At 35.6% G+C, this 3,403-nt stretch carries 3 protein-coding genes; 1 reads left to right on the top strand and 2 read right to left on the bottom strand.

Annotation, left to right across the window (positions count from 1 at the left end; genetic code table 11):
* Positions 1-109: 109 nt before the first annotated feature.
* Positions 110-1,783, bottom strand: coding sequence for an acetolactate synthase AlsS (gene alsS, locus RZ79_RS06375; protein ID WP_054450745.1), 1,674 nt, complete (start codon positions 1,781-1,783; stop codon positions 110-112).
* A gap of 154 nt (positions 1,784-1,937) precedes the next feature.
* Here alsS and RZ79_RS06370 point away from each other — a divergent pair, with 154 nt between their 5' ends.
* Positions 1,938-2,351, top strand: coding sequence for a MarR family winged helix-turn-helix transcriptional regulator (locus RZ79_RS06370; RefSeq protein WP_034534793.1), 414 nt, complete (start codon positions 1,938-1,940; stop codon positions 2,349-2,351).
* Between the two features lie 26 nt (positions 2,352-2,377).
* Here the strand turns inward: RZ79_RS06370 and RZ79_RS06365 are convergent, their stop codons facing one another.
* Positions 2,378-3,124 carry a hypothetical protein gene (locus RZ79_RS06365; RefSeq protein WP_054450742.1) on the bottom strand — a complete coding sequence of 249 codons (747 nt, stop codon included), beginning with the start codon at positions 3,122-3,124 and terminating at the stop codon, positions 2,378-2,380.
* Between the last annotated feature and the right edge of the window lie 279 nt (positions 3,125-3,403).

The raw sequence follows: 3,403 nt of genomic DNA, 5'->3' as shown, positions 1-3,403 counted from the left end.
ACACCTCCGAATTATGTTATTTTATCAAATTAAAATAATCATTTTATCGAAAGTGCTTTTATTTATCTGTTCAATATTATAACTTCAGTTCCAATCTAGCTCTTTTTGTTTAGTTTAATTCATTAGGAATTAGTTTTGTTTTGAGTTCGATGTTGTCTTGGTAATCAACGGGGATTTCGATGATGACAGGTCCGTTAATATCCTTAGCTCGATTTAAAGCACTGTTTAAGTCTTCGACGTTATTTGCTCGAATACCAGTAGCCCCAAAACTTTCGGCGTATTTGACATAATCAACATATCCGAATTTGACACCAGCATCATGACCGTATTTGGCCACTTCTTGGAACTTAACCATGTCATAGTATCCATCTACCCAAATCAATTGAATAATGTTTAAGTTCAGACGAACAGCAGTTTCTAGCTCTTGTCCTGAGAATAGGAATCCACCATCGCCAGAGATTGAGATGACAGGTTCGTTAGGATTGGTTAGTGCTGCTCCAATCGCCCAAGGAAGTGATACTCCAAGCGTCTGCATTCCATTACTAAATAGTAGGTGACGAGGTTTGTATGTCTTGAAATAGCGGCCCATCCAGATATAATGACTTCCAATATCAACAGTGACAATAGTATCTTCACTAACGAATTTTTGTAATGATTGAATGACAGAAATAGGGTGTAAACCATTTTCAGTTGTTTCGTGAACTTCTTCGATAGTTTCGGTGAAGTGTTCACGTAATTTATGCAAGTGATCAGTTACGTCTTTTGAAAGCTCCATTGAATCATCGATGTATTCGGTTAATGCATCGATACTTTCGGCAATGTCGGCATTAACGATGATACTTGGTTGATATTCAGCAGTGATTTCTGGTGAAACTGTATCAATATTAATTACTTGAGTATGAGATTGATTCCAGTTTCTGGCTTCGTATTCAACTGGATCGTATCCAATCGCAATGACTAAGTCGCTATTTTTTAGTATGGTGTCACCGATTTGATTATCAAATAAGCTAACACGTCCGTAGTAATTTTCTACTAAATCTTCAGAAATAATCCCAGCACCTTGGTAAGTTTCAACGACTGGAATTGAGAATTTATGTAGTAATTTGTGGAGTGATTCACTTACTTCAGTGGTAGAGGCACGCATACCTGCTAAAATAACTGGTTGCTTGGATTTTTCAATTAAACGTGCAATTTCCTTCATACGAGTCTTATCAACACTACCATTAGTAATCTTAGGTAATTTGTTGATTACTGGACGGGATACTTCATCTCCTAAAACGTCTTGAGGAACTGAAATGAAGGCAGCACCTTTCTTAGGTGATTGAGCTGTAATATAAGCATTTGAGAAGGTTTCTGAGATGTTATTGGCATCTTGGACCTCGACACTATATTTAGTAGCGCTCTTTAATAAGTCAGCAGAGTTAATGCTTTGGTGGGTAAGGCGTAACAAATCATCTCGTTTTACTTGGCCACCAATGGCAATAATCGGATCACCTTCAGAGGTAGCAGTAATTAATCCAGTTGCTAGATTGGAAACACCTGGTCCAGAGGTGACGGCAACGACGCCGGGTTCGCCTGTTAAACGACCGATGGCAGCAGCGATGAACGCGGCATTTTGTTCGTGTCTGGTAACGATTAGTTTAGGTGTTCTTTCGTCATCGAAATCTTGTAGGTCTTCGAATAGTTGATCGACTTTGGCGCCGGGAATACCGAAGACGTATTTAATGTTTTGATTGATCATGCTTTGAATTAAAGCTTTTGATCCTGTAGTGGGTTTATCCATAATATCACCTCAAATATGATAAATAATTCTGACAGATTGAATGAATTCTGATAATCTAGAATAGTAAGTAATTTTAAAGGTCAATTTAATTGACCTTTTCTATAATAACACTATTCTATATAAGGTCAACTTAATTGACCTAAAGGAGAATAAAATGATCGATAAAAAGAAATTAATGGTCTTTTACTTTGCTTATCAAGAAATCAATCGAATTGTTGATTTATCAAAGTATAACCTAACTTCAAATCAACAGAAAATGTTATTCTCAATTGATACGATTGATGAGATTACCATCAAACAATTACTACAAATCTTAGATATTTCCAAACAGGCGTTAAATGTGGCTTGCCGTGATTTAAGAGAACGTAACCTCGTATATACCGGACCAGCCAAATCTGATAAAAGAAAAAAAGTCGTGTATTTAACAGATGATGGACGAAAATTAATCGAACAGATTGAAGCGGAACAGTTAAACTTTATCAATGCAATATGCAATAGTACCAACTACAATTGGGAAGATACGATGAAGAAGTTAACTAATAGTTATTTAGAAGATATTCAAAAATAAAAAACGTTGCTAGGAAGCAACGTTTTTTATTTGGTCTCAATAACGACATAGTAGTTATTTGATTGATTGGTTTGACCATTAAAAATGGTGGTATTTTTTGCTGAAACACCAATTTTGGTGATATCTCCATTAGTTAGTAGTTTTGTGTATGTTTGATCCGAACTATTTGAAATGTCAGAGTAAAGAATCCAACTCAATGAGGTTCCTCGATAATTATTTTCATCGCTAAATTGCCAATATGAAACATCATCTGAGTTAGATGGTACTGGACTGTTTTCAATCGAAGTAATTTTATTATCGGCATCTTTTTCCAATCCAAAATCTAATTGAAGTGGAGCCAGACCGTTGTATCTTCTGGCGATATTAATTACCCCGATGGTATTAACCGCCATTTGATGGTTAAATGATGCTGTCTTATTCAATTGAATGGCACCATGCCAAGCATAGCCAATTAACTGATGATTTTGGTATAGTGCTTGGTAGATTGCTTGGAATTTCTTGCCGTGTGTGTATTTTTGAACGTGGTAACTGGTACCAACGGTCACTGGTTGATCTTGTAATTTATATAAACGTTTGGCGTGCTTGGTAAACGTTAAATCAGTGTATAAATATTCATAGTGCTTTGAATTGATGACCCCGACACCATGATTATTCTCGTCGGATACACTGTAAATATATGGCTTGGTATTTTTAGCCTTAGCGAAAGCCTCATAACCGTTTGCCGATACCATAAAGGTAGTAATAAGGGTTAATAAAATTAAGAATTTTTTCATTGATACACCTTCTTTGTTGATAATAGTATAGCAGTAATAATATCGAATAAATGTTAAACTATGGTTACAAAAAGAGGTAGAAATATGAATCAAGATAAATTACTAGTAGCCGCAATGGTTATCGTAGGAATCATCCTGCTAGCATGTATTGTGACTTATGTTGCCTAAATAAAAAAGCATCGCAGGGAACTGCAACTATTATTTTGAACAAATAAATAAAAGCAGCTTTCTAACTATTTAATTGGGCAACTGATTTTCTGTATTCTACAGGGGATTGGT

The organism is Apilactobacillus kunkeei DSM 12361 = ATCC 700308, assembly GCF_001281265.1.
Taxonomy (GTDB): Bacteria; Bacillota; Bacilli; order Lactobacillales; family Lactobacillaceae; genus Apilactobacillus; species Apilactobacillus kunkeei.
The sequence above is the reverse complement of the archived record's forward strand: the minus strand, read 5'-3'. Positions and strand labels throughout refer to the sequence as shown.

Excerpts from the sequence above, each read along its gene's own strand:
- RZ79_RS06370 (WP_034534793.1), top strand. The coding sequence starts at position 1,938 with ATGATCGATAAAAAGAAATTAATGGTCTTTTACTTTGCTTATCAAGAA.
- RZ79_RS06365 (WP_054450742.1), bottom strand. The coding sequence starts at position 3,124 with ATGAAAAAATTCTTAATTTTATTAACCCTTATTACTACCTTTATGGTA.
- alsS (WP_054450745.1), bottom strand. The coding sequence starts at position 1,783 with ATGGATAAACCCACTACAGGATCAAAAGCTTTAATTCAAAGCATGATC.